Below are 26943 nucleotides of genomic sequence, written 5' to 3'. Positions count from 1 at the left end.
CCCCCCCCTGTTTCGGCCGACTGAATGTTTTTTGTATAGAAAGATTAAAAACAATAGGCAAGCGCGCGATGCCCTGTTTAACTGTGCTCAAGATAAAAACCAGATTCTGCGGGAGGGGAGGACCAATGGATCGGCAAAACGAAACCATGCCATGCGGCGTCTGCATTGCCCCCGGCCAGTTTGCCGTGGTCCCACGCGACATGCCGCAAACAGCCCCCAAAGGCTGGGTTCTGGTTGATACCGCCTCCGTCGGGATTTGCGGCACCGATTACCACATTTTCGAAGGCAAGCACCCGTTTCTGGAATACCCCCGCGTCATCGGGCATGAGCTGTCGGGCCATGTCGCCGCCGATGCGCCGGGCTGGGCCAAAGGGCAGCTTGTGGTCGTAAACCCCTATGTTTCCTGTGGCACCTGCCATGCCTGCACCCGCGGCAAACCGAATTGCTGCATGGCGATTGGCGTGTTGGGCGTGCATCGCGATGGCGGCATGTGCACCCGCTTTGCTGTGCCATCGGGCAATCTTTACCCAGCCGACGGGCTGTCACCCCGTCAGGCTGCGATGGTTGAATTTCTGGCGATTGGCGCCCATGCCGTAGCACGGTCGGGGGTTGCCAAGGGCGATCTGGTACTGGTTACCGGTGCAGGGCCGATCGGGCTTGGCACTGCATTGTTTGCCCGGCTGGCGGGGGCGACTGTCCATCTGCTGGATACCAGTGCCACGCGTTTGACGGCCGCGCGCACCGGCTTTGGCTTTGATGCCATCTTCCAACCCGGCCAAACCCTGCCTGCCCCAGATGGCTATGACGTGGTGTTTGATGCCACCGGCCATGCAGGCGCGATAGAGGCCGGCTTTGCCCATGTCGCGCATGGCGGCACGTATGTTCTGGTCAGCGTGGTCAAGGATCAGATCGCGTTTTCCGACCCCGAGTTTCACAAACGCGAAATGCGCCTGATCGGCAGCCGCAACGCGCTGAAGGCCGATTTTGAAACCGTCATGGCGGCGTTGCGCGATGGCCGGATTGACGCGGCCAAGCTGGAATCCGAGGTGCTGCGGCTTGACGCCCTGCCCACCCGCTTTTCCGAACTGGTCGCCAACCGCGACAGCATCATCAAAGTCATCGTAGATTTTTCGACCAAGGGGGCCGCATGACCGAACTTGTTCGCATGATGGGAATTGATAAGCATTTTCCCGGCGTTCACGCGCTGAAATCGGTGCAGTTTGATCTGGTCTCTGGCGAGGTTCACGCGCTGATGGGCGAAAACGGCGCCGGCAAATCAACATTGATGAAAGTGATGTCGGGTATCTACCAACCCGATGGCGGCAGCATTTCTGTGGCTGGCAAAACCGTCACCATCAACGGCCCCCGCGCGGCCCAAGACCTCGGGATCGGGATTATTCACCAAGAACTTGCCTTGATGAACGACCTGACAGTTGCGCAAAACATCTTTATCGGCCGCGAACCCCGCCTGCGGTTTGGCCGCTTGGATGAGGCATCGCTGAACGCGCAGGCCGAGGCGATCTTTGCCGCGATGAAAGTGCGCATCGACCCCCGCGCCGAGGTGCGCAGCCTGTCGGTCGCCAAGCAGCAAATGGTTGAAATCGCCAAGGCGCTGTCCTTCAAATCCAGCATTCTGATTATGGATGAACCCACCGCCGCGCTGAATGATGCCGAGACGAATGAGCTGTTCACCATCATCCGCCAGCTGAAATCCGAAGGCGTGGGGGTGGTATATATCAGCCATAAAATGGATGAAATCAAACGCATTTCCGACCGCGTAACCGTAATGCGCGACGGCGCCTATATCGGCACCGTGCAGGCCAAAGACACCCCGATCAACACCATTATTTCGATGATGGTAGGCCGCGAGCTTGAGGCGGTGCATGTCGAAATTCCCGACCTTTCCAACGCCCCCATGGCGCTTGAGGTAAAAGGCCTGAACCGTGGGCGACTAGTGCGCAATGTCAGCTTTACCCTGAAACAGGGCGAGATTTTGGGCTTTGCCGGCCTGATGGGTGCGGGCCGGACTGAGGTGGCCCGCGCGATCTTTGGCGCCGACAAGCGCGAAAGCGGCGAGATTTTGGTGCATGGCAAGCCCACGCAAATCCGCACGCCAAAGGATGCAGTTGCGGCGGGCATCGGCTATTTGTCCGAAGATCGCAAGCATTTCGGCCTCGCGCTCGGGCTTGACCTGCGCGACAATATCGCGATGGCCAGCCTGCCCCGTTTTGGCAACAGCTTTGGCGTGATTGATGACGCCAAACTGGGCGCTACTGCCGATGGTTACATCAAAACCCTGTCCATCCGCACGCCCTCGGCACGGCAGGAATTGCGCCTGCTATCGGGCGGCAATCAGCAAAAGGTGGTCATCGCGAAATGGCTGCTGCGCGATTGTGACATTCTGATTTTCGACGAACCCACGCGCGGCATCGACGTTGGTGCCAAGGCCGAGATTTACAAACTACTGCAATCACTTGCGGCACAAGGCAAAGCGGTGATCGTGATCAGCGCTGAACTGCCCGAGGTGCTACGCCTGTCACACCGTATCGCCGTGATGTGCGAAGGCCGTCTGACCGGCATTTTGCCCGGTGGGCCAGCCACCAGCCAAGAAGAGATTATGCATCTGGCCACCCTGCGCACCGATGAACCTACAGGAGCAATCGCATGACAACCGCCCCCGCCCTTTCCGCCAAAGCCAAACCAAAGGCCAATGGCGCGCAGCAAAAACTTTGGGCCTTTGCCAGTTTGATCGTGCTTTTGCTGTTCTTCTCGGTCGCCTCGCCCAACTTCATGCAAACCTCTAATATCCTTGCGATTTTGCAGGCGACTTCGGTCAATGGCGTACTGGCAATCGCAGCAACCTTGGTCATCATCACCGGCGGCATTGACCTGTCGGTTGGCACATTGATGACCTTTACCGCCGTCATTGCGGGCGTGGTACTAACCTATGCGGGCCTGCCCTTTGCGGTGGGCGTGGTCGCGGCCGTGGCGGCCGGCGCGGGTTGCGGGCTGATTTCCGGCACCTTGGTCGCCAAGATGAAGGTGCCGCCCTTCATCGCAACCTTGGGGATGATGCTTATCCTCAAAGGTCTGTCGCTGGTAATTTCGGGCACCAAGCCGATCTATTTCAATGACACGCCGGGGTTTGACCAAATCTCGACCGGCTCATTTGTCGGGGCCATCATTCCGGCGGTGCCACTGCCCAATGGCGTGCTGATCCTGTTTCTGCTGGCGCTGGCGATTGGCTATGTACTGAACCGCACCGTGCTGGGCCGCTATTGCTTTGCGCTTGGGTCGAATGAAGAGGCCGTGCGCCTGTCAGGCGTCAATGCCGATGGCTGGAAAATGGCGATCTATGCGCTGGCCGGCGGGATTTGCGGTATCGCGGGGCTGATCATTGCCTCGCGCCTCAACTCGGCACAGCCCGCCTTGGGCCTCGGGTATGAATTGGACGCGATTGCCGCTGTGGTCATTGGCGGCACCTCGCTTGCCGGCGGCCGCGGGTCGGTGCTGGGCACCATCATCGGCGCGCTAATCATGTCGGTTTTGCTGAACGGGCTGCGCATCATGTCGGTCGCACAAGAATGGCAAACCGTCGTCACCGGCTCGATCATCATCATCGCAGTTTATGCCGATATGATGCGGCGGCGCCGGCTGAGTTAACAAACCAGAAATAGGGCCAACCTATTCACACATCACCATAATTTTAACGGGAGAGAGAACCATGATGAACAGAAGAACCCTTTTCGCGGCTGTCAGTGCGGCGGCGCTATTGGCCAGCACCGGCTTTGTCGCAGCGCAAGACAAGCCCTATATCGCGCTGATTTCCAAAGGCTTCCAGCACCAGTTCTGGCAGGCCGTAAAGGCAGGTGCCGATAAGGCCGCAGCTGAATTTGACGTGACAGTAACCTTTGAAGGCCCGGATACCGAGGCACAGGTCGACAAGCAGATGGATATGCTGGCCGCCGCTTTGGCCAAAAACCCTGCCGCCATCGGTTTCGCCGCGCTGGATAGCCAAGCCGCCATTCCCATGCTGCGCAAGGCCCAAGAAGCCGGCATTCCGATCGTCGCATTTGACTCTGGCGTAGACAGCGACATCCCTGTTGCAACTGCGACCACCGATAACGCCGCCGCTGCCGGCCTTGCTGCCGATAAAATGGCTGAACTGATCGGTGATGCGGGCAAAGTGGCGCTGGTGGTGCATGACCAAACCTCGCGCACCGGCATCGACCGCCGCGATGGTTTCGTGAACCGCATCAAGGAAAGCCACCCGAACATCGAAATCGTCGACATCCAATACGGTGCCGGCGACCAGCTGCAATCGACCGAGATTACCAAAGCCATCCTGACCGCCCATCCTGACCTGAAAGGGATTTTCGGGGCCAACGAAGGTTCGGCCATTGGTGTGCTGAACGCGATCAAGGAAACCGGCCGGTCAGAAGTGATCGTCATCGGTTACGATTCCGGTGCGGCGCAAAAGGCAGCAATCATGGATGGGTCTATGGCTGGTGCGATCACGCAAAACCCTGTTGGCATTGGCTATGAAACCGTCAAGGCAGCGCTGATGGCATCCAAGGGCGAGTCCGTGCCAAAGCTGATCGATACCGGCTTTTTCTGGTATGACAAAACCAACATGGACGCGCCGGAAATCGCGGCAGTTCTTTACGATTGATTCATGACCTTGGGGCGGCCCGCGACCTATGGGCCGCCCTATTTATTTGGAGAGACTGATGGACCTGGGCCTAAGAGACAAAGTGGTGATTGTAACCGGCGGTGGCGCGGGCATTGGCGGCGCAATCAGCCGCGCTTTGGCCGCCGAAGGCGCCATTCCGGTTATCTTTGCCCGCAGCAAACCAGAACCCGCCTTTTTGGCCGCTTTGCAAGCCCAAGTGCCCGCCTGCGACTGGCTACAGGTTGAACTGTCAAATGACGATCAAGTGCGCGCGGCGGTTGACGCCACACGCCAGCGTTGGGGGCAGGTTTACGGGCTGGTCAATAACGCAGGCAATAACGATGGCGTCGGCCTTGATGCCGGCCCCGAGGCGTTTCGGGCATCCTTGAACAACAACCTCGTGCATTGCTACCTGCTTGCGCATCTTTTGGTGGGCGATCTCAAGGCCAGCAAAGGCGCGATTGTAAACATCTCGTCGAAAACGGCAGTCACAGGCCAAGGCAATACTTCGGCCTATGTCGCGGCCAAGGCGGCGCAACTGGGCCTGACCCGTGAATGGGCCGCAGCATTGGCCGCCGACGGTGTGCGCGTCAACGCGGTCATTCCGGCCGAGGTGATGACCCCGCTCTATGACCGCTGGCTGAAATCTCTGGACGATCCGGCGGCCAAGCTGGCCGAGATTACCGCCCGCATCCCGCTAGAGGGGCGCATGACGCTGGATGATGAAATCGCCGCGACCACCGTGTTTTCCCTGTCGCCCCGCGCGGGCCATACCACAGGGCAATGGCTATTTGTCGATGGCGGCTACACCCATCTTGACCGCTCGCTCTCCACGCTTTCCCCCCATGCCTGAAGGTGGCCCATGACCAACCAAACCAGCATCCGCCTGCACGCTGACGACAATGTCGATATTGCCCTTGCCGATTTAACGGCCGGTGAAACCGTGGCAGGCTATACCATGGTCGACGCCGTAAAACGCGGCCATAAAATCGCCAACCGTGCGATTGCTGCGGGCGAAAACATCCGCCGCTACGGCCAGATTATCGGTGCCGCCACCTGTGACATTGCGCAAGGCGCGCATGTGCATGTGCAAAACCTTGCGATGGCCGACCACGAACAGGATTACGCCTTTGGCGCACAGGCCACCCCCCTGCCCGCAATAACCGAGGCACGGGTGTTCCAAGGCTATCGCCGCAGTGACGGCCGCTCCGGCACCCGCAACTATCTGGGCGTGCTGACCTCGGTCAACTGCTCTGGCTCGGTCGCGCGCTTCATCGCCGAGCAGGCCGAGAATACCGACTGGTTCCGCGCCCTGAAAAACGTCGATGGTATTGTACCAATCGTTCACAGTTCCGGCTGCGGCATGTCGGGCGAGAATGAGGGCTATGACACCCTGTTTCGCACCCTGCAAGGCTATGCCCGCAACCCCAATTTCGCGGGCATCCTGCTGGTGGGACTTGGCTGTGAGGTGATGCAGATCCCTGATCTGATCGGCGCGGCACGGATGCGCGACGATGGCAATTTCCGCTATATGACCATCCAGCAAACCGGCGGCACACGTCGCACGGTGGAACGCGGCGTTGAAATGCTGCATGAAATGGCGATCAAAGCCGATGCCTGCACGCGCGAATCTATCCCCGTATCTGAACTGGTGATCGGGATGCAATGCGGCGGCTCGGACGGCTATTCCGGCATCACTGCCAACCCGGCGCTTGGTGTGGCATCCGACCTGCTGGTGCGCCATGGCGGCACGACAATCCTGTCGGAAACGTCCGAGATTTACGGCGCCGAGCATCTGCTGACCCGCCGCGCCGTCACCCCCGAAATCGGGCAGAAACTGGTTGATCGCATCCATTGGTGGGAGGATTACACCGCCCGCAACAAAGGCGAGATGAACAATAACCCCAGCCCCGGCAACAAACGCGGCGGGCTGACCACCATTCTGGAAAAATCGCTGGGGGCTGTGGCCAAAGGCGGCACTGCCCCGCTGGCAGGCGTGTATCTGTTCGCCGAACCGATCACCCAAAAGGGTTTCGTGTTCATGGACAGCCCCGGCTACGACCCCTGCTCGGTCACCGGTCAGGTTGCCTCGGGCGCGAACCTGATCGTGTTCACCACCGGTCGCGGTTCGGTTTCGGGTTATAAACCCGTGCCTTGCATCAAAGTGGCCACCAACACCGACATGTTCACCCGCATGGAGGAAGACATGGACATCAACACCGGCGACATTATCGACCGCGATGTCAGCCTTGCCGACAAAGGCGCCGAGATGTTCGAGATGTTCATTCGCGTCGCCTCGGGTGAGGTCACGAAATCCGAGGCGTTGGGCTTTGGCGGGGCCGAATTTGTGCCGTGGCAAATCGGCGCGGTGATGTAGCGTATGGAGTTTCTTGATACCCATCAACACCTTATCTACCGCGACCCGCTGCGCTATAGCTGGACAGATGACATTCCGGCACTGGCCCAGCGCAGCTTTACGCTGTCAAACTATGCAGCACTTACGGCGGGCAAAGGCATCATCGGCACGCTGTTTATGGAGGCGGGGGCAGACGATGCCGACTATCAGGCCGAGGCGCGGTTTATCGCAACCCTTTTGCGCGAACCGCTCTTGGGGCAAATCGCATCGTGTCGGCCCGAAACCGATGCAGGCTTTGATGCCTGGCTGGAAGAGTGCGAAGGCCTGGGCGTGAAAGGCTATCGTCGTATCCTGCATGTGGTGCCCGATGATCTGTCGCGCTCGGAGACCTTTCGCCGCAACCTGCGCAAAATCGGGGCCAAGGGCCTGCCGTTTGATCTGTGTTTCCTTGCCCGCCAACATGACGTGGCCGCGGAATTGCTGCGTGCCTGCGATGACCAGATATTTATGCTCGATCACTGTGGTGTGCCCGATATTGCGGGGGGCGGTTTTGCACCTTGGGCGGCATCGCTGCGGCGCTTGGCCGCCTTCCCCAACCTGAATTGCAAGCTGTCCGGCATCACCGCCTATTGCGCGGCGGGTCAGGGTGAAACCGCCGACCTTATGCCTTGGGTTGCGCATGTGATCGACTGTTTCGGCCCCAACCGGATTGTCTGGGGCAGCGATTGGCCGGTGGCCAACCTTGGTGTCGGCCTGCCGAAATGGATAGACCAAAGCCGCGCCCTGCTTGCGGCCCTAAGCCCGGATGAGGCCCGCGCGATCACACAGCACAATGCCCGCCGCATCTACGGGCTTTAACCGTCAGGACGCCTGCTCAATCAGACTGCGAACCCAGCGCGCCGCGGCATAGGTGGCAGGCAGGCCCAAAGGCAGGCACCACCACAGCGCCGCCACCGGCGAAATCGCGGGCAGGCCAATCGCTTGGGTCAAAAGCCCCAGCATGAACAGATTGATCGCCACAGCCGAGGTTGCAAAAGGCCACAGCAACGCCCCCAAGACCCACATGTTTTTATAGACGGGCGGGCCTTTAGTGGCTGGTTCCGTCGCTGAAGGTGATTTTGTTCCAGACATTATATTTCCCCGAAGGCTTGCGCATTGGCAGCCGCTTTACCTCTTCAAAGGTTTTCGCATCATACACGATCACCGCGCCGTCATCTTCCCAAATTGATACCAACGCATAGCGGCCATCCTTGGTAAACTCGGTATGCGCCACGGTTTTGCCCGGCGCAGGGTCAAGCGTACGCACAATCTCTAGGCTTTCCTTGTCAATGATATGCATCTTGCCCTTGTTCGGGCCAAAGAACACATCGGCCCAGACATAGGCCGAGTTTTCGTGACTGCGCAGAAAAAACCCCGGCCCTTCCATTTGAATGGTTTTCACCAGCTTAAAGGTTTCAAGGTCGATCACCGACAGCACCCCTTCTTGCAGATGCGGCGTGGCCATCACTTTGCGCCCGTGGCTGGTCCAGGTGATGCCTGACCCCAGATGCGGCATACCGGGCAGCGGTAGCTCGGCAATCTCATGGCCGACAACCATATTGACCACCACACCTTTGTCGCCTTCGCGGTTGGTGCCGATCAGGTTTGTATAGTCGGGGGTGAAAAAGAAATCATCCAAAGGCGCGTTAATCTTGATGCGGCGGCGGGCAAACAAGCCCTTCTCGGCGGCAAGCCCTTCCTCCATCGATTTTTCATGGCTGTGCACAAAGCCGTCATAAAACGGGCCGGCATCGGGGTCGGTCGCAATTTCCCAAATCTCGGGAACATCCTTTAGCGCCAGCACGAAACTGTTGCGCTGCGGCGCTTGGTACACCGCCGAAACGCGGCTGGGGGTGCCGTCATGGCCTGCCACATCGATCACCTTCGCCACAGTCAGATCATCGGTCGCCAGAATGGTCAGCGTGCGCGGCAGGTAATTGGCAACGGCCAGCCACTTGCCATCATTGCTCATCGCGATATTGCGCGAATTCAGGCCCGCCCGCACGCGCCCCACCTGTTGCAGCGACCAGATATCGTATTTCTGCACCCAACCATCACGCGACATGATGAACACATAGCGGCCATCGGGGCTGAACTTTGGGCCGCCATGCACGGCAAAGGGGGTTTCAAAACGGTCAAGCACATCGAACGTGTCGCCATCCAGCACAGAAACATGATGATCGCCGGTTTCCACCACCAGCGTGATATTCATCGGATCGGCCTTGAACACCGGCGCGCTGGCAGGCGTGTAATCTGCATCCAGACTGCGGGTGGCCTCAATATCGGCCTCGGTCCAGCTGGGCGGCGTGGCCAGCGGGGTACTGATATATTCAGCAACGGCGGCAATCTCTTGGGCGCTCAAGGTGCCTTTGAACGCGGGCATTTGCGTCGCAACACGCCCTCCCGCGATAATTGCCTCAAGGCTCTCACCCTTTAGCCGCCCAAGGCTTTCGGGGATCAGCGCGGGGCCAGTACCGCCCAGCCGTGTTTGCGCATGGCAGGCGGCGCATTGATCGACGTAAATCATTGCCCCATCAGGGTTGGCAAAGGCCGTAGTGGCAAGCAGACTAAAGAAAACGATGTGCCGGATCATGGCTTTTGCCTCGGAAAGGGGTAACGGTTAGGCGGTCGGCATCACCAATGCCAATCTCGGCGTTGGTCAGATAGCAGGCCGGGTCTTCGGCCCACGGATCGCCGGTAACTTGCAGCGCCCGAATGCGCGTGTTGCCACCGCAGACTTGCTTGAAAGCACAATCACCACAGCGGCCCTTTAGCGGGCGCGGGCGCTGGCGCAGATTGGCCAGCATGGCATCGGGGCCCGTCCACAGCGTTGAAAAGCTGTCTTTCTTCACCGATCCAATGGTGTAATCCGACCAATAGGTATCGGGATGCACCTTGCCTTGCGGGTCGATATTGGCCACGCCAAGCCCCGACGAATTGCCGCCCCACGCCGTCAGATGCGCGCGGACATGGGCGGTTTGTTCGGCACTGAAATTATCCGCAACCCATTGCAGAAAATAGACCGCATCGGCATCATTATTGCCGGTCACAACCTCGAAATCCTTACCCGCCGCAATCGCCGCCCAAGCGCGTTCAATCAGCACATCCATGGCGCGGCGGGTGTGGGAATGCTCGGTATCCTCGCCGCGGTGCTTGTCGCCGCGACCTGCATAAACCAGATGCGACAGATAGAATTTATCCACCCCTTCAGCCTGACACAAATCCAACATCTCATTCAAATGATGCCCGTTCTGTTCGGTGATCGTATAGCGCAAACCCACTTTGACGCCCCGCGATTTGCAGGCCCGCACACCGGCCATCGCCTCATCAAAGGCGCCATCAACCCCGCGAAACCAGTCGTTCGTGGCCCCAATCCCGTCGATCGAAATGCCTACATAATCAAAGCCAAGCGCATCAATCCGGTCAATGTTTTCAGCCACCCGCGTGCCGTTGGTTGACAGCGACAAATGCCGGAACTTTAATTCCTTGGCCCGTTCGGCCAGCGTGAAAAAATCAAAGCGGCTCAACGGCTCGCCACCCGATAAAATCAGCGCCGAAATGCCGAAGCCTTTCAAATCGTCCAGCACGCCCAAGGCCTGCTCGGTCGTCAACTCGCCCGGAAACGGCACATCGGCCGAGGTGGTATAGCAGTGTCGGCATTTCAGGTTGCAGGTGCGCGTCAGGTTCCAGATCACCACCGGCTTTACCCCGCCCGCACTGACCCGTTTGCGCACTGGCGTTGGTGTCACCAGCTCGCGCATATATTGGGTTAGTCGAAACATATCAGGTCCCTCCGCTGATCCGCATGCCGGTTTTTTTCAAGATGCGGGTGGAATAGAGAATGTCATTGGCACGGCATGCATCGCCCAAAATCCCTGCGATCACCTGACGCTTTTCCTCAACCTCGTCGCGGGTGCTGCCGTGAATCATCGCAAACAGATTATAGGGCCAGCCCTCGGCGCGCGGCCGCAAATAGCTGTGCGACACAAAAGGCAAAGCGCCGATTTTCTCGCCCAGATCGCCGGCGCGGGTGTTATCAACATCCCAAACGCTCATACCATTGGCGACCATGCCCAGCGCGTAATGATTGGGCGCAAGGGCAATCCGGCGAATGATGCCACGGGCCTGCATATCCTGCATCCGTGCAATCACCTCATCCTCGGTCAGCTTTAGCTGTGCCGCAACCACGGCATAGGGCTGCGGAGACAGCGACAACCCGCTTTGCGTGGCCGCGATAATACGGCGATCAACAGCATCCAGCGTCATGCCTGCACCCGAAAGCCGATGAAAAATTCCCGCAGCTTGGGAAAGCGCAGCACGGAATGGCCGGTCTCGGTTTCAATCTCTTGCGCCACACGCTCAATCCCTTGTTCGGTTTCGCAGGCCAGCACGAACCACATGTTCAGCCGGTGCATCCTTTCATAATTATGCGCGACCTCGGGGTGCGCATTGACCAAAGTCACGACCTCTTCAAATTCCGCTGCTGGCACCTCCATCGCGCAAAGGCAGAATGCCCCCCCCATCGCCGCCGCGTCGTAAAACGGGCCAAACCGCGTGATCGCCCCGATTTCGCGCAGGTTTGTGATGCGGGAAATCAGATCATCCTCGGCAATCCCCAGCGCGGCACCCGCCTCGGCAAAGGGGCGCTTGGAAATGGGAAAGCCCTCTTGCAACGCGTTCAGAATGGCGCGATCGGTAGCATCCAGTGCATCTGGCGGAAGGCTGCTGCGGCGCATCAGGCGGCCCTTTCTTGGGTTAAAAGCGCGCCGGATTGTTTGAAACAGCGCGTTGAAAACAGAACTTGCGGTGTAGCCCCTGCCAATTCCGGCAAGGCTTTGGCCTGCTCCAGCACGGCCAGCGCCTCGGCGCGGGTGCGGGCATGAATCATGGAATACAGCGGATATGGCCAAACATCTGGCAGCGTAACACGCTGGTAACACAGGCTAATCCCCGGCAGGGCCGCAAGCGACACCCCCGCCGCCGCAATCTGCGGGGCCGCGACATCCCAAACCACCATCGCGTTTGATGTCCATCCCACCGCGCGATGCCGTACAATCACCCCCACCCGCGTTAAAATCTCGGCAGCACTCAGGGCTGCAATGCGGGCAATGATATCGCCTTCAGTACGTTCCAACCGTTGCGCCAAATGCAGATAGGGCTGCGAAACCAGCGGCAGGCCAGACGACAGCGCCTGCAAAATCGGCCTGTCTTCGGGCCGCAGCACCATCATATCGGGCGCAGGGCGCGGCGCCATTTGCGCGCGGGGTCCGCACAAGGCAAAGCCCAGATCAATGTTGAACGCCCGCACCAGCCGCAGATCAAGGATCTCCAACCCCGTCACCTTTCGCAACCGCGCCAGCTGCGCCGCCAGCGCCTCCGCATCGGCCGCCGTGGCCACAAACCACAGATTCCACGCGTTTTCGCGCAGGTAGGAATGGTTCACCCCCGCCTCGGCGTTCACCAGTGCGGCCACCTCTTCAATCCGGTCTTCGGGCACTGCCATTGCCGCCAAGGTTGATGCGCCCGCCGTATTCGGCCGCACCGTGGCCCCCACCCGCGAAATCTGCCCCCGCGCCTGCAACGCCGCCAACCGCGCAATCACCTCTCCCTCATTCAGCCCCAAGTTCCGCCCCAGCACCGCAAAAGGCCGCGGCACCAGCGGGAAATTGCGCTGATAGTCATCCAGTAAATGGCGGTCGATCTGGTCCAGACGCTCGGTCATCACAACCCCGTCCGATGGGCGCGCGCGGTAAAGAAAATCCCCGACGGGCTTTGCGCCGGAATTTCCCCGATTTTCTCGCGGCTCTGGGTGTCATAAATCACGATCTTGTCGTCATCGCGCGATGAAATCCAAACCTCGGCCCCGCGCGGCGCAAATTCCATATGCAGCACGGCTTTGCCGGGGGTCAGGCTGGCAACCACCTTGTGATCGCGGCTATCAACCACTTGCACCGTATCGTTCAACGGCGTCGCAAAATTGACCCAGACAAAGGGCGAGGCAGGCTGCGCGATAATAAACACCGGCTGGCCGTGGGTTGGCGTGCGGTCAACCTCGGCCAATGTTTCGCGGTTCACCCACAGCAATTCATGCTGGCCCACGGCGGGCAAAACAAACTGGCCTTCGGTAAAGGCCCAGCCTTGCAGGTGCGGCATTTTATAGACCGGCAGGTCATCCTCGGTCTTGCCGTAATCCTTCAAAAACCGCACTGGCGCGGGGGTTTCATCCCACAGGTCAATCGCCGTCACACCCTTTTCGCCAAACAAACCAATCAGATAGGTATGGGCATCATCGGTCAGCACCGCGTCAAACGGGTTTTTGCCCACATCGCCCAGCTTGGTGACTTTCATCTCAGTGCCCGAGAAATCGGCCATGAACGCCTCGCCGCTGTCCCATGTCGACCACGCGAAACGGCGGCCGGGCACATCAACCAACCCGATGGTTTTGGAGTTGCCGGGAATATCCCCAACCAGCGCCAGCGTATCCGCGTCAAACACCTTCACCCCGCCGGGTTCATAATTCGACACCGCGATCAGCTTGCCATCGTCCGAGATGGCCCCGCCGATGGAATTGCCTGCCTGTATCACCCGCGCCGCAATGCTGCGCGTCAGCATATCCACCTTGGTCAACCCGCCATCGCGGCCAAAGACATAGGCAAAGCGTTCATCAGGGCTAAAGGTGACCGAGGCATGGGACAAATCGCCCAAGCCCTCAACCCGCCCGATTGCGGCATGGTCAGACCGGTCCACCACCAACAGCGACCCGGTGGCGCGTTCAACCACCACACCTAAATCGCCGGTGGCACAGCACGGGGTCTGCGCCAAGGCAGGCGCGGCCAACAGGGCAAAACATAGGGCAAGCGTTTTCATTTCTGGTCCTTCAAAAGGTAATGGGCAATCCAATCGGCCTCTTCTTCGGTCAAAAGCGGGCGCCATGGCGGCATCGCGGTGCCGGGAACACCGTCAAGAACGATCAAGGCCAGCGCCTCGGGATCAGCGCCATCCAGCGCCTCGGCGGTCAGGGGTTTGCCCAAACCACCCTTCATCGTCAGCCCGTGGCACGACCCGCAATCTTGAATAACCATGCGTTCCAACGCCACAGCCCTTGGCGCGGCAACCTCGGCCGAGGCCGCGACTGGCAACAAACACAGGGCCGCGATCCTAAGCATAGGCATCCATCCCCGCCCCGTCACAGGCCAGCGCCGCATGCAAAACGGCAGGCGCATAAAGCGAAACGACATGCCCGATGATGAACAACACCGGCAAACCCTCGGGCAAAACAGCCGCCTTGGCCGCGATATCATCCAACCGGCCCGTCACCCGCAATTCGCGCGGCGTCGTTGCACAGGCAATCGCCATTGCCGACATATCATGCGGCATACCGTGGCGGATAAGCTGGTCCGAAATTTCGGGCATATTGGCCACGCCCATGTAAACCACCAACGTGGTTTGCGGGTTGGCAAGGCTTGCCCAATCCAGATCCAGCGCCGCATCTGCCGCGCGGTGGCCGGTGACATAGCGCACACCCGTCGCCAATCCGCGATGCGTCAGCGCCACGCCGGTACTGGATGCGGCCCCTTGGGCGGCAGTGATACCGGGCACATATTCAACAGCAATTCCAGCGGCTTGCAGCTCGGCCGCCTCTTCCGATCCGCGCCCAAAGATCAACGGATCGCCGCCCTTCAGCCGCGCCACCTGCAGTCCTTGGCCCGCCAGATCAACCAGCAAAGCATTGATCCCGTCTTGCGACAGCTTGTGGCATTTGGGCAGCTTGCCCACGTCGATTTTCCGCGTACCTGCCGGAATAAGCGCCATAATCTCGGGGCTGACAAGCCGGTCAAACACCACAGCATCGCAGGCCTGCAACAGACGCAGCGCCTTGACCGTCAGCAAATCAGGGTCACCCGGCCCGGCACCGATCAGGAAAACCTTGCCCGAAATCATGCTGCGCGCGGTGTCTTTCATGGCGTCTCTCATTCAAAATGCGAAAAGGCAAAGGATGGGGCGGCAGGCAACCCGCCGCCCCGATGTTTGATCAATAAACGTCTTCGCGTGTGTTAAAGACGTTGAACTTGCCAGTTGGCGTAATCAGTGCCGGGTCCTTGATGACCTTTTTCAATTCCAGCGTTTTGTCATCAACCACGACAATCGCGCTTTCCTTGTCTTTGGCGTTCCAGACCGAGAACCACACCTCGGTGCCCTCTTTGTTGAACTCAGGCTGCACAACGCGCGGCTGCCCGTCTGCAATCCCTGCCCATTCACCGATTGGCAGCGTCACATATTCCGGCGCCTCGCCTGCCTTCATGTCGCTGATCTTGAAGACAGCAACCGAGCCAGAGGTTTCGGCATCGGGGTTTAGTGTCGCGTCAACATAGAGGTGGTCCGAGTTGGGGTGGGTTTTGATGAACAGCGAACCGCCGCCAAGGGCGCCAAAGCTGTCAACAATTTTCCAGGCGTTGTCTGCGTGGCCTTCGGGGTCTGTCCCGATAAGCGCTACAGATTCGTCACCAAGGTGCGACGTGGCCCAAACCGGCCCAAAGTCCGGGTGAACAAAGTTGGCACCCCGACCCGGATGCGGTGTCGCCCCACCGGTTTCGGTAATCGCAACAAGCTTCGATTCCTTGGTGTCGATCACCACCAGCTTGCCCCGCGCGTTTGCCGCAGTGATGAAATAGCGGTGCGTGCTGTCCAAGCCGCCATCGTGAAGGAAGCGTTCAGCCTCAATCTCGGTGGTTTTCAGGTTCTTCAGGTCGGTATAATCGACCATCAAAATCTTACCGGTTTCTTTGACGTTGACGATGAACTCCGGCTTATAATGGCTCGCCAAAATCGCGGCCACGCGGGGCTCGGGGTGGTAAACCTGCTCGTCATAAAGGTTGCCACGGGTGGAAACGATCTTTTTCGGCTCCAGCGTGTCGCCATCCATGATGACAAATTGCGGTGGCCAATAGTCGCCGGCAATCGCGTATTTGTCCTCATAACCCTCAAACTTTGAGGTCTCGATAGACCGCGCTTCCATCCCGACTTTAATTTCCGCCACCGGGCCGGGGGTTTCCATCCACAGGTCGATCATAACCACTTTGGCATCGCGGCCAATCACGAACAGATAGCGCCCCGAGGCCGAGATGCGGCTGATGTGAACGGCATAACCAGTGTTGATAATCGCTTTGATCTCATAGGAATCGCCGTCGATCAGGGCAATCTTGCCCGCATCGCGCAACGTGGTCGAAAAGAGGTTGTCGATATTGATATCGTTCATCTTTTCCTTCGGGCGATCCTCGGGTTTGACGATCACTTTCCAGCTTGCCATCATTTCCGGCATGCCCCATTCGGGCGGTTGCGGCGGATCAAGCAGCACATAACGCGCCATCAGATCAACATCATCCTCGGACAAATCGCCAGACGTACCCCAGTTCGGCATCCCTGCGGGCGAGCCATAGGTGATAAAGCTGTGCAGATGGTCATAGCCCAACTCACGGGTAATATCGGGGGTCAACGGCTTGCCGGTCGCGCCTTTGCGCAGCACACCGTGGCACCCTGCGCAGCGCTCAAAATAAATCTTGGTGCCGCGTTGGAATTCGTCTTGCGTCATCACGGGGTCGCCCTCTTTGCGGCCCGGAATCTCGACCTGAATTTGGCCAAGCGTGGTCATCGAAGGTTCATAAGCGGCGGCAGGGCCGTCTTTATGATCCGCAGGCTTGTCTTGCGCGAGGGCGGGGCCTGCAAGCAGGGCCAGCGCCAAAGCGGCACTGCTCAGCATCATGTGCTTGGCACGCGAGCGTTGGTGTTTCATCGGCTGTATCTCCGTATCGGCTGGTGAGGCTGACATCACTATGTCGTGATCTGACGACCGCCGCTTTGACTTACGTCAAGGCGCAAGGCGCGACCCTTTGGCAGGGTCTGCGCACCCCGAACCAAAGGCCAAGTGATGCAATTTTTAAAAGGAGCGTGCCTTTTCATAGCCCTCTGTTTGGCGGGATATGCACCGCAGGCAGCGGCCAGCGGCGTGTCAAATGACGTGTTGCAAACCATCGCACCAGATGCTGCCATGGCCCGCCAACTTCTTGATACCCAAGCGCCTGTTCAGGTTTCGCGGCAGGATGATGGCGTCCCCGGCTGGACGGTGCGGGCCGATGGGCGTGTGATCGGTTATATCGGCTCTACATGGGAAATCGCGGGCTCGGTTGGCTATTCAGGCCGGCCCTTGGATGTTTTGGTGGCGCTGTCGCCTGATGCCGTAATCCGTGGCGCACGGCTGATACAGCATAATGAACCCGTGCTGACATTGGGCATTTCAGACGAAGACATCGCCAAATATGTCAGCGGCTTTGCCGGTCAGAACCTGCGCGCGGCCGTCACCGAACGCCAAGACCTGCCCAAGGTCATTTCCCGCGCCACCGTTTCCACAGGCGTGATTCGCGATGGCATTTTGCGCACCGCCCGCACCTTGGCGATTGGTCGCGGGTTGATTGATGCCGCCGGTGGCATCGACCGGCTGGGTTTTACCCAAACCGATTGGCCCGGCCTTTTGGCCGCCAGTGCGCTTGTTGAAACCCGCGTTTCCATGACCGAGGCCGCTGCCGCACTTGCAGGCTCCACCCCGCCGCTGCAACCCGGAGACGGCGATTTCATCCACCTCTGGCTGGGCCTCGTAGACCCGCCAAGCGTCGGCCAATCCCTGCTGGGCCAGCAAAGCTATACCGCCGCCGTGGGCAATCTCGGCCCTGGCGAATCGGCTTTGGTGGTCATTTCATCGGGGCTCTATTCGCATCGCGGCACCGATTGGCGCAAATCGGGGGTGTTCGACCGCCTGACCCTTTCGCAAAACGGCACAACCTATCAGCCGGGCGCAGACAGTTATCAAATGATCAAGCGTCTGCGTATCGACGGCGCACCTGATGTCAAAGAGATCAGCCTGTTTCGCCTGCCCAAAACCATCGACCCGCTGGCCCCCTTTCGCGTAACCGTGCAGGCCAGTCGCCCCACGGTTGATGGCGTGGCAACGATGGACATCCTTGTCGATTACCGCCTGCCCGATGCCTACCGCCTTGCCCCGCCCCCGCCCGACGCACCGCTGTGGCAAACCATCTGGCAGGCAAAGCGCCTGCAAACCGGCGTGGTTGTCGGCATGCTCGCCGTGCTGACACTGATTCTATTTGCCCAGGAATGGATCACCCGCCGCCCCCGCCTGTGGCGCATCGGGCGCATCGGCTTTCTGACCACCACGCTGTTTGTGCTGGGCTGGGGGTTGAACGGGCAGCTATCGGTCGTGCAGGTCGTGGCCTTTGTCCACTCACTCCTGAACGGTTTTCGCTGGGAAACCTTCCTGATCGAACCCGTGATCTTCCTTCTCTGGGGCTTCACCGCGCTTGGCCTGTTGTTCTGGGGGCGCGGCGTCTATTGCGGCTGGCTTTGCCCCTTTGGCGCGCTGCAAGAGCTAACAAACACCGCCGCCCAGGCGCTTGGCGTGCGGCAAATCGCCGTGCCACAGGCCCTGCATGAACGGCTTTGGGTCATCAAATACACGGCCTTCGTCGGCATCCTCGCGCTGTCCTTCTATTCGATGCATGACGCCCTGATCGCGGCCGAGTTTGAACCGTTCAAAACCGCGATTTCCCTGCGCATGCTCCGCGCCTGGCCGTTCCTTTTGTTCGTGGCAGCCATCCTGTTCGCGGGCCTGTTTATCGAACGTTTCTACTGCCGCTACCTGTGCCCCTTGGGCGCAGGCCTGGCGATTCCCGCCAAGCTGAAAATCTTTGACTGGCTGAAACGCCGCCCGCAATGTGGCCGCGAATGCAGGCTTTGCGAAACCAAATGCACCGTCGGCGCCATAGACCCGCTGGGCCGCATCAACGCCAATGAATGCGTTTTATGCCTGCGCTGCCAGATCATCATGAATGACGCCCACAGCTGCCCCGTCTTAAAACGCCGCGCCCGCACAGGAGAGCCCGCATGAACCGACGCCGTTTCCTAACCATCACCGCCGCCGCGCTCTGCACCTCGCCCGCCGCTGCCAATCCTGCGATCTGGAAAGGCCGCGCTTTGGGGGCGGATGCGCAAATCGCACTTGTTGGCCTGCCCGAAAACCGCGCCGCCTTGCTCTGGCCAAAGATCGAGGCGCTGATTGACCTAATCGAGGCCGACTTTTCGCTGTTTCGCGACTCTACCCTGACGCGGTTGAACCAAACCGGCTATATCGCCAATACCACCCGCGCCTTTCAAACCGTAGTGGCCACAAGCGACCGCGTGAACAAGGCCACAGGCGGCATGTTTGACCCGTCGGTTCAGCCGCTTTGGCTGGCCACAGCGCAGGGCCGCGACCTGAACGCCGCGCGCGCCCTAGTGGGCTGGAATAAGGTGAAATGGTCGGAAACCGATATCCGCCTTGCCCCCGATATGGCGCTTACCTTCAACGGTATCGCCCAGGGCTTCGCCGCCGATAGCATCGCAGAATTTCTGTATGGCAAAGGCTATCACAATGTATTGGTCGATATGGGCGAGGTGATGGCGCTTGGCGATCACGGCGCAGACCCGTGGCGCGTCGCTATCGCGGGCCCCCAAGGCAACCGCCTGGGCGAGGCGCTGCTGCAAAACCGCGCGCTGGCAACATCTTCGCCGCGCGGCACGGTGATTGGCGCAGATGCACCGCATATCATCAACCCGCACGGCCCTGCCCCGCTGTGGAACACGGTTTCGGTTTCTGCCCCTTCGGCGGCTGTGGCCGATGCACTGTCCACCGCATTTTGCCTGATGGACCGCCCCGCCATTGATGCAGCCCTTGCCCAAACCCCGAACACGCGGCTGGAACATATTTCCTGACCAATAAACTGTGCATTTTCCTCCGAGCATTTGACTTTCGTTAAGGCACGACTCGCCCGCTCGCTTCACAGATAGTTTACCATCAACGGCCCCGAGCTTGCCCCGCGCATCCCTCGGGCAAGCTCTGAGAAAGGGAAGGCGCAATGCGCGAAGTCATGACCAAGAGCATGGCCCGTAATATCTTTTATGGCGGGTCACTGTTCTTTATCCTTATTTTTATCGGGCTGACGTGGAACAGCCACCGATATATCGTTACCACCTCGACCAATGCTGAAACGCTGACCCCTTCGGTCGCGGCAGGCAAACACCTGTGGGAAAAGCACGGCTGCATCAATTGTCATACCCTGCTTGGCGAAGGTGCCTATTTCGCACCAGAACTGGGCAATGTGATGACCCGCTGGGGCGTGAATGACGACCACGAGGCGGCAATGGACAGCCTGAAAAGCTGGATGGACGCCATGCCCACGGGCATCGAGGGCCGTCGCCAAATGCCACAATTCAACCTGACCGATGCGGAATACCGCGAATTGGCCGATTTCCTTCTCTGGACCAATACGATCAACACGCAAAACTGGCCACCGAATGATGCGGGCTAAGGAGGCCTGACATGAAATATCAAACTCAAAAAATTGCTCTGGTCTACTTTATCGTAGCCATGGCTTTGTTCGCCGTGCAGGTCAGCCTTGGCCTGATTATGGGCTATATCTACGTAGACGGAAACTTCCTGTCGGAAATCCTGCCGTTCAACATCGTGCGGATGCTGCACACCAACAGCCTGATCGTCTGGCTGCTTCTGGGCTTTTTCGGTGCTGCCTATTACCTGCTGCCCGAAGAGACCGAGCGCGAGATGTATTCGACCAAGCTCGCCTATCTGCAGCTTGCCATTCTTGTTCTTGGCACCGCAGGCGTGGTTGTAACCTATACCTTCAACCTGTTTGAAGGCAGCTTCCTGTTCGGCAAGGAAGGCCGCGAGTTTCTAGAGCAACCCCGTTGGGTCAAGGCCGGTATCGTTGTTGCGGCGCTGATCTTTTTGTTCAACGTCACCATGACCGTCTTGGCAGGCAAGAAAACCGCGATCACCAACATTTTGTTGCTGGGGCTTTGGGGGCTGTCGCTGTTGTTCCTCTTTGCCTTCGTCAACCCTGCCAACCTTGCATTGGATAAGATGTATTGGTGGTTCGTTGTCCACCTGTGGGTCGAAGGCGTGTGGGAATTGGTCATGGCCGCGATCCTTGCCTTCCTGATGCTGAAATTGACCGGCGTTGACCGCGAAGTGGTCGAGAAATGGCTCTATGTCATCGTTGCCACCGCGCTGTTCTCGGGCATCCTTGGTACTGGCCACCACTTCTTGTGGATCGGCACCCCCGGCTATTGGGCTTGGGTTGGCGATGTGTTCTCCAGTCTCGAAATCGTGCCGTTCTTTGCGATGATGTCCTTTGCCTTCGTGATGGTTTGGAAAGGCCGCCGCGACCACCCGAACAAGGCCGCTTTGCTTTGGTCGCTGGGCTGTGCGGTGCTGGCGTTCTTTGGCGCAGGCATCTGGGGCTTCATGCACACGCTGCACGGGGTTAACTACTATACCCACGGCACGCAGATCACCGCAGCCCATGGCCACCTTGCGTTTTACGGTGCCTATGTCTGCGTAAACCTGGCGATCATCACCTATGCGATGCCGGTGCTGTTGGGCCGTGACCCCTATAACCAGGTGCTGAACATGGCGTCCTTCTGGCTGATGTCGGGCGGGATGGTGTTTATGACCTTTACGCTGACCTTTGCAGGCACGGTCCAAACCCACCTGCAACGCGTGCTGGGCATGGGCTTTATGGAGGTACAAGACCAGCTTTGGATCTTCTACGCCATGCGCTTCGGCTCGGGTATTGCGGTTGTTCTGGGTGCGCTCTTGTTCATCTATTCAGTGATGGTGCCACGCCGTGAAATCGTAAGCCCCGGCCCGATCGAGCGCGACCGGCTGGAGCGTGACCCGGATCATGTGGCTGCGGAGTGATGGTTATGGATGGAACCCTGAACCTGAAGGGGGCGGCAGATGCCCCCTTCTACCTGCCCCAAGCCGATGAGATTGCGGTGTTTCAAGCGGCCTATGACAACCAGCTGCCGGTGCTGCTAAAAGGCCCCACCGGCTGCGGTAAAACCCGTTTTGTGGCCCATATGGCCGCCCAGCTTGGCCGCCCGCTGTATACTGTGGCCTGCCATGATGACCTGTCCGCCGCCGATCTGATTGGCCGCTACCTGCTAAAGGGCGGCGAGACGATCTGGGTCGATGGCCCCCTGACCCGCGCCGTGCGCGAAGGGGCTATCTGCTATCTGGATGAGGTGGTCGAGGCCCGCAAAGACGTGACCGTGGTCCTGCACCCGCTAACCGATGACCGCCGCATCCTGCCAATCGACCGCACGGGCGAGGAGCTGGAGGCCGCAGACGGCTTCATGCTCGTGGCCAGCTATAACCCCGGCTATCAGAACATCCTGAAAACCCTCAAACCCTCAACCCGCCAGCGCTTTGTGTCGCTGGAATTCACCTTCCCCAAACCGGAACATGAAATCCCTGTGGTCATGCGCGAATCCGGTCTGGATGAGGCGCGGGTAAAACCCCTCGTCCGCCTCGCCAATAAACTGCGCGACCTGAAAGGGCAGGATCTGGAGGAAGGCGTCTCAACCCGCCTAGTCGTCTATGCCGCAACCCTGATCCGCCAAGGCATGCCGGTTGAACGTGCCATTCTGGCCGCGATGATCGAACCTTTGACCGACGACCGCGATACCAAACGCGGGCTCCTCGATCTTGTAACCGCTGTTTTCGGGTGAGGCCAGCATGACCAAGATCGACATCGAGCCATGGGAACCCGAGGAAACGATGGGCAAACTGTGGCACGAGCTCGCCAGCCGTCTGGATGCACCAAGCAGCCACGACGGAGCCCGTGTCAACCTTGCAGAGGTTGGCGGACGGCTGGCAGTGCTTTTCCGTGGCCTCGGTGGCAATCCGGCAACCGAGATCAAAGCGGTGGGTGAGGAGAAATCCCACCACCGCCTGTCCTTTCTGCGCCGCCTTGGCACCGATACCGAACACCTGCCCCGCGCGTCCTTTGATGGCGAAAGCCTGCGCCTGCCGGAAAGCCTGTCCACCTTCCCCGCGCGCGAGGCTAACGCCGCGCTCTACCTGTGGCTTACCGCCAGCGCGGCCCATGCCGATGCCGCCCCCATTGAAACCGACAACCCGCTTGCCGCCGACATCGCAGCCCTAGATGCCGCCGATGCAATGGTGCGCAACACGCTCGAAAACGCCCCCGGCTTTACCGCCCTCTACCGCGATCTCTGCGCCGCCACCCTGGCCCTGCGCCCCCGCCCCACCCTGCCACGGGTAGAAGCCGCGATTGAGGCCCGCATCCGCCGCATGCTGGGCGATGATTGCCCGCAACCCGCTTTGCCCGCCAAAACCCCGCGCGGCTATAAACCCTTTCGCCCCGTAGCCCTGTGGCCCGACCTGCGGCATGTGACCTTTTCCGCCGAAACGCAGGTCGAGGCCCGCGCCACCGATGGCATGGCCGAGTCATCAGACAGCGCCAAAACCCGCCGCGCCAAACGCAAACGCGCCGATCAGGCCGAACGCAACGACAGCTTTATCCTGCATAAATTCGAGGCAATCCTGTCTTGGGCCGAATTCATCAACCTCAACCGCCGGGTCGAGGATGACGATGATGACAGCGCCAAAAAGGCCGCCGATGATGCCGAAGAAATCGGGCTTGGACAAATCTCCAAAGCCCCTGCCACCCGCCTGAAACTGCACCTTGACCTGTCTCCCGAAGATGTGGACCGAGAGGCGCTTTCCGGCATTTCCACCTATCCTGAATGGGATTGTCGCACTGGAGTTTACCTGCCCGCTCATACACGCATTTTGTCGTCGCAGGCACAGCCCATTGACCAATCCCCGTTTCAGGACGATCCGCGCGCGCAATCCCGTATCCGCGCCGTCAAACGTCAGTTCGAGGCTCTGCGTCCCAGCCGAATTTCGACCTCTGGCCACCTTGACGGCGACGAACTTGATACGGATCGGGCTGTCCGCGCACGGGTCGATTTTTATGCAACCGGCCAGGGCGATGACCGCATCTGGCGGCAAACCCGCCCGCAAATGCGCGATCTGGCGGTGTCGATTTTGCTCGATGTCTCACGCTCTACCGAAAGTGCGGTTCCGGGCCATGGCCATGATGGCCGCACAGTGATTGGTGTAGAACGCGAGGCACTGGCCGCCCTTGCGTGGGGCCTGAATGCCTGTGGCGACGACTTTGCCATTCACGCCTTTTCATCGCTGAAACGGAACCGCGTCTATGTGCAAAGCTGCAAGGATTTTGCCGAGCCGATGAATGACACCGTCATTCGCCGCATCGCGTCACTGACCCCCGGCCATTACACCCGTCTTGGCGCCGCCATCCGCCATGTGTCCAAGGAACTGTCCGGTCAGGCACGCAAACGCCGCCTGCTGCTGGTTATCACCGATGGCAAACCCAATGACCTCGATCATTACGAGGGCCGCCACGGCATTGAAGACAGCCGCATGGCCGTGCGTGAGGCCCGCCGCGCAGGCCACGCCGTTTACGGCATCACCGTCGATCGTGACGGCAAAGCATGGTTCCCGCGCATGTTCGGCCCCGGCGGCTTTACGGTCATTTCAGACCCGGACAAACTGACGCAGGCTTTACCCGAAATCTACCGGCAACTGGTCGGCGCATGACAGATACATCCGACGAAAGCGTTTTTGACCAACTGCCCGGCGATCTGATGATGTGGATTCTGATCGTGTCGGAATTGCTGGTGTTCGGTGCGGGCCTTGCCGCCTTTCTGGCTGTGCGCATCACCGACCCCGCCGGTTTTGCCGCTGCCCAAGACCACCTGCACCGCGCAGGCGCGGGGGTGAACACCGTGGTTCTGGTCACCTCGGGCTATCTTGCGGCGCGGGCCGTACAGGCGATTGAATCCGGCCGGATTGCTGCGGCGCGCTACAACCTTGCGGCTGCGGCGGCTCTGGGGCTGGTATTTCTGGTGGTCAAAGCTGCCGAATATGCCGAGAAAGCCGCCCAAGTTATCGGCACCGATACCCATGCGTTTTTCACCTTTTACTATCTGCTCACAGGGTTTCACGCGGCCCATGTCGTTGCCGGTATCGTCATCCTCGGCTTGGTCGCCGCCTTTCCCAAAACGGGTAACGCGCACACCGGTGTCGCCTTTTGGCATATGGTCGATCTGGTCTGGGTGCTGCTGTTCCCCGTCATCTATCTGTTAAGGTAAGAAAATGTCTCTGACCCGCGCTTGGATCGCGCTTCTTGCCCTATCTGCGATGTCTACCCTGCTGGCTTTGGGTCTGCACGCCGGTTGGGGCCGCTTGGGCCTTGGGCTGACAGCCAGCGCCATTCTGGTCCTTGCATGGGCCAAGGCCCGCATTATCGCGAACCGCTATCTCGGCCTTGCAGCCGCGCCGCCCCTCCGCCAAGGCTTTGCAACCGTTTTGGCCTTTTACATGTTGGGGCTTCTTGCGCTCTATCTGATGGGCTGACATCGCGCGGCGAAAAGATTAAGATCCGGTAAACGGAATATGCATTTTCGTGTTATATCAATGAGTTGAAAATATGTCCGCGTGCGGTCAATCGCGAAAAACCGCCGCGAAATCCTCGGGCAGATCAAATTCCCTCAACGCCCGCGCCCGCGCCTCGGCCGACATTTTCCGCGCAGTTTTTTCTACGATTTTCAGCAAATCCTCACCGCTGCGTTTGGCCGCGAAATCAGCAAAATACCAGCGGATGAACACGAAACAAATGATATCTTCCAGCGCCTGAACCTCTGGGTCGCGCTTGATCCCTTCTTTGCGCAGCAAAACACCGACCCGTGCCTGATCTTCGGCATTATAACCCGCCTCGGCCATAATCCCCGCCACGCGCACGCCATGCCGCCGCCCCTGCTCGCGCCGCCACGCATGGTAGCCTTCTTTGCCCTCAGGATAATCGGCGCGTTTCAACAACCACCGTTCAACATGCTGGCCCCGCGCCGCGATCCGCAGCACATCGGACGCATCCGGAAACAACCGCCCCGCCTCGGCCGACATACGCTCACCATAAAGCAAAGCGGCTGGCTGGCCATTTTCCAAGGTCGGGTCGGCAGCATTGGCGGCATCAATCAACTTCAAAGCGACGTGGATATCTTGCATCAATTCTTGCTCCATGACATGGCCGGATCTTCAAACGCAAAATCGCGCAGTTTCGCAATGTCGGTAATCGACGCATGGTTTTGCCGAATATTGACCCCATGATCGCGCAGCTTGGCAAAGGCACGACTCAGACTCTCGGGTTTCATCCCCAAACGTCCGGCGATCAATACCTTGTCATAGGGTAAAACCACCTCACAATTGCCGGCAGCACAATCAGATAGTTCAAGCAAGAACTCGGCCAGCCGCTGCGCACCTGTCTGGGCTTTCAGTGCCTCAACCTGTGCGACGAGTGATTGCAAATGAACAAACGTTGCAGACAGAATCGAGATAGCAAACTCGGGGTTTTCACGAATCTGCCGTAAATAGGCCTCTGCTTCGATGCGGATCACCCGGCAATCCGTCACGGCCTCGGCGGCAACCGGGTAAACATCATGCTGAAAGGCGACAGCTTCGCCAAAGCTCCGGCCTTTGGTAAAGACGCCCACAACAGCCTCGGCCCCGTTCGGCGCGATTCGGTAGAGCTTTACCCATCCGTTTAGAACAACATAGATTGCGTTTGCTTTTTCGCCCTGCAAGAACAGTGTCGCTCCGCGGTCAAATCCCCGTACCCGAGCCGTTTTCAACAACAGGTCAATTGCCTCTTGCGATGCGCCCGACAACAAGATCGACCCCGAAGCGATTTTTCTTTCGTCTGGCGTCATGTGCCGACCCTAACCATTTGCTTGGCCCCATAACTCGCATAATTACACAGCAAAGCCAATTGTTGGTTTGCTGACAAAAACACCATAAATCGGCCCCGCGAGTTATGTGCCGGTTACCAATTGGTAAGACTACGCCCCTAAGGTCAGTCTTGGG

27 protein-coding genes are annotated in these 26943 nt (G+C 59.2%); 15 read left to right on the top strand and 12 right to left on the bottom strand.

The genetic code is table 11. From position 1 onward, the window contains the following. Positions 1-125: 125 nt before the first annotated feature. The 7 genes from AKU79_RS03400 (at position 126) to AKU79_RS03370 (ending at position 7886) form a co-directional block, all read left to right on the top strand. Positions 126-1151 (top strand): zinc-binding alcohol dehydrogenase family protein, encoded by a 1026-nt coding sequence (locus AKU79_RS03400; protein WP_050522175.1) that lies wholly within the window; start codon positions 126-128, stop codon positions 1149-1151. After that, a complete protein-coding gene (locus AKU79_RS03395) occupies positions 1148-2668 on the top strand; it encodes a sugar ABC transporter ATP-binding protein (RefSeq protein WP_050522174.1) in 1521 nt (506 codons plus the stop codon). Before AKU79_RS03400 ends, AKU79_RS03395 begins: the two co-directional genes overlap by 4 nt. Further along, the gene (locus tag AKU79_RS03390; protein WP_050522173.1) at positions 2665-3663 is read left to right on the top strand and encodes an ABC transporter permease; all 999 of its coding nucleotides are present in this window, start codon (positions 2665-2667) and stop codon (positions 3661-3663) included. Before AKU79_RS03395 ends, AKU79_RS03390 begins: the two co-directional genes overlap by 4 nt. A 61-nt stretch (positions 3664-3724) precedes the next feature. Beyond that, the gene (locus tag AKU79_RS03385; protein ID WP_050522172.1) at positions 3725-4672 is read left to right on the top strand and encodes an ABC transporter substrate-binding protein; all 948 of its coding nucleotides are present in this window, start codon (positions 3725-3727) and stop codon (positions 4670-4672) included. Positions 4673-4730: 58 nt separating this feature from the next. Further along, entirely contained in the window at positions 4731-5525 is a 795-nt protein-coding gene (locus tag AKU79_RS03380; protein WP_050522171.1) for an L-fucose dehydrogenase, read from the top strand. Positions 5526-5534: 9 nt separating this feature from the next. After that, a complete protein-coding gene (locus AKU79_RS03375; protein WP_050522170.1) occupies positions 5535-7049 on the top strand; it encodes a UxaA family hydrolase in 1515 nt (504 codons plus the stop codon). Positions 7050-7052: 3 nt separating this feature from the next. After that, a complete protein-coding gene (locus tag AKU79_RS03370) occupies positions 7053-7886 on the top strand; it encodes an amidohydrolase family protein (protein WP_050522169.1) in 834 nt (277 codons plus the stop codon). 3 nt (positions 7887-7889) lie between these two features. On the opposite strand, the gene AKU79_RS03365 is transcribed toward AKU79_RS03370, so the two are convergent. From AKU79_RS03365 to AKU79_RS03320, 10 genes are all read right to left on the bottom strand, one after another. Then, positions 7890-8075, bottom strand: coding sequence for a hypothetical protein (locus AKU79_RS03365; RefSeq protein ID WP_331458368.1), 186 nt, complete (start codon positions 8073-8075; stop codon positions 7890-7892). Between the two features lie 40 nt (positions 8076-8115). Further along, entirely contained in the window at positions 8116-9660 is a 1545-nt protein-coding gene (locus AKU79_RS03360) for a nitrite reductase (RefSeq protein WP_050522167.1), read from the bottom strand. Further along, positions 9635-10849, bottom strand: a complete 1215-nt coding sequence (gene nirJ, locus AKU79_RS03355; protein WP_050522166.1) for a heme d1 biosynthesis radical SAM protein NirJ — start codon at positions 10847-10849, stop codon at positions 9635-9637. Before nirJ ends, AKU79_RS03360 begins: the two co-directional genes overlap by 26 nt. A 1-nt stretch (position 10850) precedes the next feature. Next, positions 10851-11333, bottom strand: a complete 483-nt coding sequence (ahbB, locus tag AKU79_RS03350) for a siroheme decarboxylase subunit beta (RefSeq protein ID WP_050522165.1) — start codon at positions 11331-11333, stop codon at positions 10851-10853. Next, on the bottom strand, positions 11330-11803 hold the full coding sequence (locus tag AKU79_RS03345) for an Lrp/AsnC family transcriptional regulator (protein ID WP_050522164.1): 474 nt from the start codon (positions 11801-11803) through the stop codon (positions 11330-11332). Before AKU79_RS03345 ends, ahbB (AKU79_RS03350) begins: the two co-directional genes overlap by 4 nt. After that, the gene (ahbB, locus tag AKU79_RS03340) at positions 11803-12789 is read right to left on the bottom strand and encodes a siroheme decarboxylase subunit beta (RefSeq protein ID WP_050522163.1); all 987 of its coding nucleotides are present in this window, start codon (positions 12787-12789) and stop codon (positions 11803-11805) included. Before ahbB (AKU79_RS03340) ends, AKU79_RS03345 begins: the two co-directional genes overlap by 1 nt. Continuing rightward, positions 12789-13934: a cytochrome D1 domain-containing protein gene (locus AKU79_RS03335; RefSeq protein WP_050522162.1), complete on the bottom strand. Its 1146-nt coding sequence runs from the start codon at positions 13932-13934 to the stop codon at positions 12789-12791. The genes ahbB (AKU79_RS03340) and AKU79_RS03335 overlap by 1 nt, the downstream gene beginning before the upstream one ends. Further along, the gene (locus tag AKU79_RS03330) at positions 13931-14233 is read right to left on the bottom strand and encodes a c-type cytochrome (RefSeq protein ID WP_050522219.1); all 303 of its coding nucleotides are present in this window, start codon (positions 14231-14233) and stop codon (positions 13931-13933) included. Before AKU79_RS03330 ends, AKU79_RS03335 begins: the two co-directional genes overlap by 4 nt. After that, positions 14226-15029 (bottom strand): uroporphyrinogen-III C-methyltransferase, encoded by an 804-nt coding sequence (gene cobA / locus AKU79_RS03325; RefSeq protein ID WP_050522161.1) that lies wholly within the window; start codon positions 15027-15029, stop codon positions 14226-14228. The genes AKU79_RS03330 and cobA overlap by 8 nt, the downstream gene beginning before the upstream one ends. A gap of 70 nt (positions 15030-15099) precedes the next feature. Further along, positions 15100-16857, bottom strand: a complete 1758-nt coding sequence (locus AKU79_RS03320; protein ID WP_050522218.1) for a nitrite reductase — start codon at positions 16855-16857, stop codon at positions 15100-15102. 177 nt (positions 16858-17034) lie between these two features. Between AKU79_RS03320 and AKU79_RS03315 the strand changes: the two genes are divergently transcribed. The 8 genes from AKU79_RS03315 to AKU79_RS03280 all read left to right on the top strand — a co-directional run bounded on the left by AKU79_RS03315 (position 17035) and on the right by AKU79_RS03280 (position 25440). Continuing rightward, positions 17035-19020, top strand: coding sequence for a 4Fe-4S binding protein (locus AKU79_RS03315; protein WP_331458367.1), 1986 nt, complete (start codon positions 17035-17037; stop codon positions 19018-19020). Next, positions 19017-19883 carry an FAD:protein FMN transferase gene (locus AKU79_RS03310; protein WP_050522159.1) on the top strand — a complete coding sequence of 289 codons (867 nt, stop codon included), beginning with the start codon at positions 19017-19019 and terminating at the stop codon, positions 19881-19883. Before AKU79_RS03315 ends, AKU79_RS03310 begins: the two co-directional genes overlap by 4 nt. A 143-nt stretch (positions 19884-20026) precedes the next feature. Then, a complete protein-coding gene (locus AKU79_RS03305) occupies positions 20027-20479 on the top strand; it encodes a c-type cytochrome (RefSeq protein WP_050522158.1) in 453 nt (150 codons plus the stop codon). A gap of 11 nt (positions 20480-20490) precedes the next feature. Further along, the gene (locus AKU79_RS03300) at positions 20491-21888 is read left to right on the top strand and encodes a cbb3-type cytochrome c oxidase subunit I (RefSeq protein ID WP_050522157.1); all 1398 of its coding nucleotides are present in this window, start codon (positions 20491-20493) and stop codon (positions 21886-21888) included. A 5-nt stretch (positions 21889-21893) separates the two neighbouring features. Next, positions 21894-22700, top strand: coding sequence for a CbbQ/NirQ/NorQ/GpvN family protein (locus AKU79_RS03295; protein ID WP_408002829.1), 807 nt, complete (start codon positions 21894-21896; stop codon positions 22698-22700). A gap of 7 nt (positions 22701-22707) precedes the next feature. Then, the gene (locus AKU79_RS03290; protein ID WP_050522155.1) at positions 22708-24621 is read left to right on the top strand and encodes a nitric oxide reductase activation protein NorD; all 1914 of its coding nucleotides are present in this window, start codon (positions 22708-22710) and stop codon (positions 24619-24621) included. Beyond that, positions 24618-25175: a cytochrome c oxidase subunit 3 gene (locus tag AKU79_RS03285; RefSeq protein WP_050522154.1), complete on the top strand. Its 558-nt coding sequence runs from the start codon at positions 24618-24620 to the stop codon at positions 25173-25175. Before AKU79_RS03290 ends, AKU79_RS03285 begins: the two co-directional genes overlap by 4 nt. Positions 25176-25179: 4 nt before the next feature. Further along, the gene (locus tag AKU79_RS03280) at positions 25180-25440 is read left to right on the top strand and encodes a hypothetical protein (RefSeq protein ID WP_050522153.1); all 261 of its coding nucleotides are present in this window, start codon (positions 25180-25182) and stop codon (positions 25438-25440) included. 87 nt (positions 25441-25527) lie between these two features. On the opposite strand, the gene AKU79_RS03275 is transcribed toward AKU79_RS03280, so the two are convergent. After that, complete coding sequence (locus tag AKU79_RS03275) at positions 25528-26103, bottom strand: DUF4202 domain-containing protein (RefSeq protein ID WP_082223907.1); 576 nt, start codon at positions 26101-26103, stop codon at positions 25528-25530. Next, positions 26088-26789: a Crp/Fnr family transcriptional regulator gene (locus tag AKU79_RS03270; protein ID WP_050522152.1), complete on the bottom strand. Its 702-nt coding sequence runs from the start codon at positions 26787-26789 to the stop codon at positions 26088-26090. Before AKU79_RS03270 ends, AKU79_RS03275 begins: the two co-directional genes overlap by 16 nt. Positions 26790-26943 lie beyond the last annotated feature (154 nt).

The sequence above is a fragment of the Pseudorhodobacter wandonensis genome (genome assembly GCF_001202035.1).
Classification (GTDB): Bacteria; Pseudomonadota; Alphaproteobacteria; order Rhodobacterales; family Rhodobacteraceae; genus Pseudorhodobacter; species Pseudorhodobacter wandonensis.
Note: the sequence above shows the minus strand (reverse complement) of the source record. Positions and strands in the feature narration are given on the sequence as shown.